Here is a 6,607-nt window from a genome sequence, read left to right as displayed (position 1 = left end):
GGGCGCTAACCGACGCTCAGCTGCGGCGTTGAACCTAGCCGAACAGCGGGCTACCCACGAACGGGTCAATGGCCAAGGCCAGGAATACGATCGACAAGTAGGTAATGGAGATATGGAAGACCTTCATGGCCTTGCGGTTGATCTCAGCCGGCTTATGGTCGCTCTGCGCTTCGCGGTAGAGCACGTGCGATTCGTAGACGAACCAGATGCCCGCGCCACCAGCGATTGCGGTGTAAACGATTCCTGCGCTACCCAGTGGGACCAGCAGCATCGAGCAAACGACAGTGGCCCAAGCGTAGAGCACAACCTGTACCGAAACGCGGCGAGCGTTGGCGATCGCGCCCAGCATAGGCACTGAAGCCGCGTTGTAGTCATCCGCATACTTCATGGACAGCGGCCAGTAATGCGGCGGGGTCCAGAGGAAGATCACCAGGAACAGGATGATCGCTGGCCATTCAATTGTGTTGGTCACTGCGGCCCAAGCGATCAGCACAGGCATGCAGCCGGCGATGCCACCCCAGACAATGTTCTGAGCGGTACGGCGCTTGAGGATCAAAGTGTAGAACACGACGTAGAGGAGGATTGCAGCCAGGCCCAAGGCGGTCGTCAGCGGATTGGTGCCAACCCAGAGAACCACCAGGGAGGCTATGGCCAATACCCAAGAGAAGACCAGTGCTTCCCTCGGGGTGAGGTCCCCAGTGACCAAAGGGCGCCCCTTGGTACGTTTCATCAACTTATCCATATCGCGATCGATATAGCAGTTGAATGCACCAGAAGCACCTGCGGCCATAGCTCCACCAACAAGGGTGGAGATCATGAGCCAGACGGAGGGGAAACCCCGTTCGGCAAAGATCATGGTCGGAAGGGTGCTCACTAGCAGCAACTCGATTACGCGAGGCTTCGTCAACGCCACGTAGGCATTGGCCTTGCGCTTCAGAAAATCGCCGGCATTTTCATCAGGCTGACGCGATGCGCGGGGCACTGATGCTGCGGCGACACTTTGAGTCTTCAATTAAACGCACTCAGTTCTTCACGGGTACAAGACAGACACTGTCATTCTACGCTGGATAGAAATTGATTGAAACTCCCCAGGATAGGATCACAGTTGAAAAATGGTGATTTGGCTCAATTCAAGACGCTACATTCGCCTGCCCGGCGGCTAGCCATGCACCTTTGCGGCTTCACGCTCCCATCGGATTCTGCTCCTCGAACCGATCTTCCGCAGGCAGCCCCCGCCCCAACCAGCGTTTCCCGCGAACCGTTGCAGCACGCCAAAGTCGACAAGCCGGGAGCCTTCGATGGAATAACCCCGCGCGGCGGGAGAACTCATCCGGTTCCAAATGCCCAACAGCATTTCGGCAGATTGCGCGTGGTCCCCCGGACCCTGCTCCCAAATGAACAAAGATGGCAACTGATGGCCGCTAGTGGAACAAATCTTGTTCTTTGTAGCGTTGGCTGGTTGCCGTGCACCGGCTGGCAGAAGTGCCCGGCCACCCATATCCCCCGGCTGCCACCTGCGCACGAATGCGCAGAATGCCTGAGCAATTCGCTCACGCCGTGGCATGAATAGCCGTATCAAGTCCACCTTCTGCGCAAACCGAATAATTCTGTGTCATCTTGCTAAATCCAACGCCCCAATACGCCTTTTCGCGATAGAGTTGACTCAGATTGCGCCGTCGCGACCTGCATCCCTCTGAATAAAGCACAGCCGGAGGAATCAGGAGGCGACGGCGTATTGCGTGTCAGCGGGAGATATCTCCCGTCCAAGCCTGAATGGAAGGAACGCCGCTGTGGCGACTGAATCCTTAGTTGAAGAATTCTCACTGACCGAGTTGGACCGTAAGGCCATCGACACCACCCGTGTCCTGGCAGCCGACGCCGTCGAAAAGGTTGGCAATGGCCACCCCGGTACCGCAATGAGCTTGGCTCCGGCCGCCTACTTGATTTTCCAGAAGCACCTGCGCCACGATCCGAAGGATCCGAACTGGATCGGCCGCGACCGTTTCGTGCTTTCCCCGGGCCACACCTCGCTGACCCTGTACCTGCAGCTGTTCCTCTCGGGCTACGGCCTGGAGATGGAAGACATCGAAGCGCTGCGCACCTGGGGCGCCAAGACCCCGGGCCACCCCGAGTTCGGCCACACCGCCGGCGTTGAGATCACCACCGGTCCGCTGGGCCAGGGCCTGGCTTCCGCCGTTGGTTTCGCCTACTCCCAGCGCCGCATGCGCGGCCTGCTGGATCCAGCTGCCGAGGCAGGGACCAGCCCGTTCGACCACACTGTCTATGTCATCGCTTCCGATGGCGACCTGCAGGAAGGCGTCACCTCCGAGGCCTCCTCGCTGGCCGGCCACCAGGAACTGGGCAACCTTGTTGTGATCTACGATGACAACAAGATCTCCATCGAGAACGACACCGACATCGCCTTCACCGAAGACGTGCTGGGCCGCTACGAGTCCTACGGCTGGCACACCCAGCGCGTGGACTGGACCGTCACCGGAGAATACGTCGAGGACATGGCCGCACTGGATGCTGCTGTGCGCGCCGCGAAGGCCGAGACCTCCCGCCCATCGATCATCAGCCTGCGCACCATCATCGGCTGGCCATCGCCGACCAAGCAGAACACCGGCGGCATCCACGGCTCGAAGCTGGGTACCGACGAAGTTGCCGGCCTGAAGACGATCCTGGGCTTCGACCCCGAGAAGAACTTCCAGATCGAGGACGATGTACTGGCTCACGCCCGCGAGGTCGTAACCCGCGGTGCGCAGCTGCACGACTCCTGGAACGAGACCTTCGAGGCCTGGAAGTCCGCCAATCCGGAAGAAGCCGCCCTGCTTGAGCGCCTGCAGGCTGGCGAATTGCCAGAGGGCTGGACCGAGAAGATCCCGACCTTCGAGCCAGGCTCCACCATGGCTACCCGCGCCGCGTCGGGCAAGGTCATCAACGCGATCGCCGATGAATTGCCAGAACTCTGGGGCGGCTCTGCCGACCTCGCCGGTTCGAACAACACCACCATCGAGACCGCGAAGTCCTTCGCTCCCGAGCGCCGCTCCACCGATTCCTGGTCCGCCAGCCCGTACGGCCGCGTGCTGCACTTCGGCATCCGCGAGCACGCCGCCGCCTCGATCGTGAACGGCATCGTGCTCTCCAGCCCGACCCGTGCATTCTCCGGAACCTTCCTGATCTTCTCGGACTACCAGCGTCCGGCGATCCGCTTGGCCGCGCTGATGGGTGTCCCCTCGATCTTCGTGTGGACCCACGACTCCATCGGCCTGGGCGAAGACGGCCCGACCCACCAGCCAGTGGAGCAGCTCGCGTCGCTGCGCATCATCCCCAACTTCGACGTCGTCCGCCCGGCGGATGCCAACGAAGTCGCCTACGCATGGCGCGGCATCCTCGAGCTGACCGACACCCCGTCGGGCATCGTCCTCTCCCGCCAGAACCTGCCAATCTACGACCGCGCGGCCACCGGCTTCCGCGGCGCCGAAGGCACGCTGAAGGGTGGCTACATCCTCGCCGAGGCTGTGCGCGATGGCGCGGAGACCACCCCGGATGTCATCTTGCTGGCCACCGGCTCCGAGGTCGAGCTGGCCATCGAGGCCCGCGAAGCCCTGGCTGCCAAGAACGTCGCGGCCCGCGTCGTTTCGCTGCCGTCGCTGGAATGGTTCGCCAAGCAGGACGCGGCTTACCGCGAAGAGGTCCTGCCGGCTGCCATCACCGCCCGCGTTTCGGTTGAAGCCGGCGTGGCCCAGGGCTGGCGCGAGCTGGTCGGCGCGCACGGCGAAATCATTTCGCTGGATCACTTCGGCGCTTCCGCCGATTACAAGAAGCTGTACTCCGAGTTCGGCATCACCACCGAGGCTGTTGTAGCCGCTGCCGAAACCTCCATGCAGAACGCTGCCAAGTAAGGAACCGAAGTAAAGATTATGAGCAACTCGAATACCCAGGCCCTGTCCGATGCCGGCGTCTCCATCTGGCTGGACGACCTTTCGCGTGAACGGCTGACCAGCGGCTCGCTGGCTCAGCTGATCGAAGAGAAGAACGTGGTCGGCGTGACCACCAACCCGGCAATCTTCGCGGCATCGCTGTCCAAGGCAGAGGTGTACGGCGAGGCCATCGCCGAGCAGAAGCACCGCTCGGTGGAAGACGCGATCACCGAGATCACCAGCGACGACGTGGCAGCTGCCTGCGACCTGTTCAAGGGCGTCTACGAGTCCTCCCAGGGCTTCGACGGCCGCGTGTCCATCGAGGTCGATCCCCGCCTGGCTCACGAGACCGCACCGACCATCGCCCAGGCCAAGGCCCTGTACGAGCGCGTGAACCGCGAGAACGTGCTGATCAAGATCCCGGCAACCGTCGAGGGCCTGGAAGCCATCACCGAGACCATTGCCGCCGGCATTTCGGTGAACGTCACCCTGATCTTCTCGCTGGAACGCTACCGCGAGGTCATCAACGCCTACCTGCTGGGCCTGGAGAAGGCCCACGCTGCCGGCGTGGACCTGTCCAAGATCCACTCGGTCGCTTCCTTCTTCGTTTCCCGCGTGGATTCGGAAATCGACAAGCGCCTGGACGCCATCGGCACCGATGCCGCGGCCGCCGTGCGCGGCCAGGCCGGCGTGGCCAATGCCCGCCTGGCCTACCAGGTCTTCGAAGAGTCCTTCGCTTCGGCGCGCTACGAGGTGCTGGCAGCTGCCGGCGCCAACGTCCAGCGTCCGCTGTGGGCTTCGACCGGCGTGAAGGATCCTGCCTACCCGTCGACCCTGTACGTGACCGAACTGGTCGCGCCGCAGACCGTGAACACCATGCCGGAGAAGACCCTGGACGCCACCGCGGCTGAAGCCGAGGTGCGCGGCAACGCGATCGCCGGCGGCTACGATGCGGCCAACCGCGTGCTGGACAAGCTCGCCGCACTGGGCATCGACTACAACGAGGTCGTGGACCTGCTCGAGGTCGAAGGCGTTCAGAAGTTCGACGTCGCATGGAACGAGCTGCTTGAGGACATGGCTGTGGCATTGAAGGGAGCCAAGTAGATGGAGCTTGGTCTGGTAACCTCCGGCGAGGCCCTGGCCTCCGTCGATGCGTTGCTCCCGAAGCTGATCGAAGCGAAGATCGGCAGCCGCATCGCCGCCCAGGACCCGACCATTTGGGGTCCTGAGGCAGAAGCTGAGTCGGCCATCCGCCTCGGTTGGGTCAACCCCTTCGAGGCAGCTGGCAAGCTGATCCCGCAGATCCTGGATCTGCGCGATGAGCTGCAAGAAGAGGGCCTGACCCGCATCGTGCTGTGCGGCATGGGCGGCTCCTCGCTGGCTCCTGAGGTCATCACCGCCCATGACGAGGTGGAACTGGTCATCTGCGACACCACCGATCCGTCGATGGTCAAGCAGATCGTGGAAACCGACCTGCAGCGCACCGTCGTGGTGGTTGCTTCCAAGTCGGGTTCCACCGTGGAAACCGATTCGCAGCGCCGTGCGTTCACCGCAGCTTTCCAGGCTGCCGGCATTGATCCGGCGACCCGCTTGGTGCTGGTCACCGATCCGGGCTCGCCCATGGATAATCCTGATGGCGTGCGCGCGGTATTCACTGCGGATCCGAATGTCGGCGGGCGCTACTCGGCGCTGACCGCTTTCGGCCTGGTCCCTTCGGGCCTGGCCGGCGCGGACATCGAAGCCCTGGTTGAAGAATCCGGGCTGATCAACGATGTGCTGGCTCTGGACGACGAGGACAACCTCGCGCTGCACCTGGGTGCCGCCATGGCTACCGCGGGCCGCGACAAGCTGCTGATTGCCTGTGTGGGCGATGCCCTGCCGGGCTTCGGCGATTGGGCCGAGCAGCTGATCGCCGAGTCCACCGGCAAGGAAGGCAAGGGCGTGCTGCCTGTTGCCGCGCATGTGGATGCACCGGAGCTGGCGAACCCGGCTCAGGACGTGCTGCCGCTGTTCGTCTACGACGCGCTGCCTGAGGATTTCGACGAGGACGCCACCGCCGTGCACTTCAGTGCACCGCTGGGCACCGCCTTCATGATCTTCGAGTACGCCACCGCCGTGGCCGGCTACCTGCTGGGCATCAGCCCCTTCGACCAGCCTGATGTCGAGGCCGCGAAGATCGCCGCCCGTTCCATGCTCGATGCTCCGGCGCAGAGCGCACCGGATGCAGTGGACGGACCAGTTGAGCTCTACGGCACCGGGGCCAAGACCTTGGAGGCGGCTGTGGAGCAGCTTGCCGCGCAGCTTCCGGCAGACGGCTACCTCGCCATCCAGGCATACCTGAACCGCAATGCGGACCAGGAGCTTGCCGCGCTGCGCGATCTGCTCGCCAAGAAGACCGGCCGTCCAGTCACCTTCGGCTGGGGTCCGCGCTTCTTGCACTCCACCGGCCAGTACCACAAGGGCGGCCCGGCACAGGGCGTGTTCTTGCAAGTCACCGCGGATCACAAGGAAGACCTTGGGATCCCGGAGCGTCCGTACACCTTCGGCGGCCTGATCACCGCCCAGGCGATCGGCGATGGCGCAGTACTGGCTGACGCCGAACATAACCGCCCAGTGCTGCGCGTGAACCTCACGGACCGCGCCGCCGGAATCGCTGCCCTGCTAGAGGCAGCGAAGTAAGGCAC

General features: G+C 63.2%; 4 protein-coding genes. 3 read left to right on the top strand and 1 reads right to left on the bottom strand.

Going from position 1 to position 6,607, the window contains the following annotated elements; translation table 11 throughout:
- Positions 1–34 precede the first annotated feature (34 nt).
- The gene (locus ACNPN0_RS05770; RefSeq protein ID WP_105656652.1) at positions 35–982 is read right to left on the bottom strand and encodes a heme o synthase; all 948 of its coding nucleotides are present in this window, start codon (positions 980–982) and stop codon (positions 35–37) included.
- Between the two features lie 808 nt (positions 983–1,790).
- On the opposite strand from ACNPN0_RS05770, the gene tkt reads away from it, so the two are divergent.
- The 3 genes from tkt to ACNPN0_RS05755 are packed head-to-tail and all read left to right on the top strand — an operon-like array spanning position 1,791 to position 6,602.
- A complete protein-coding gene (gene tkt / locus ACNPN0_RS05765) occupies positions 1,791–3,905 on the top strand; it encodes a transketolase (protein WP_448938446.1) in 2,115 nt (704 codons plus the stop codon).
- A gap of 18 nt (positions 3,906–3,923) precedes the next feature.
- Complete coding sequence (tal, locus tag ACNPN0_RS05760; protein ID WP_448938445.1) at positions 3,924–5,027, top strand: transaldolase; 1,104 nt, start codon at positions 3,924–3,926, stop codon at positions 5,025–5,027.
- Complete coding sequence (locus ACNPN0_RS05755) at positions 5,028–6,602, top strand: glucose-6-phosphate isomerase (RefSeq protein WP_133834202.1); 1,575 nt, start codon at positions 5,028–5,030, stop codon at positions 6,600–6,602.
- Positions 6,603–6,607 lie beyond the last annotated feature (5 nt).

The organism is Glutamicibacter sp. AGC84 (genome assembly GCF_053543575.1).
Note: the sequence above shows the minus strand (reverse complement) of the source record. Positions and strands in the feature narration are given on the sequence as shown.

Excerpts from the sequence above, each read along its gene's own strand:
- tal (WP_448938445.1), top strand. The coding sequence starts at position 3,924 with ATGAGCAACTCGAATACCCAGGCCCTGTCCGATGCCGGCGTCTCCATC.
- ACNPN0_RS05755 (WP_133834202.1), top strand. The coding sequence starts at position 5,028 with ATGGAGCTTGGTCTGGTAACCTCCGGCGAGGCCCTGGCCTCCGTCGAT.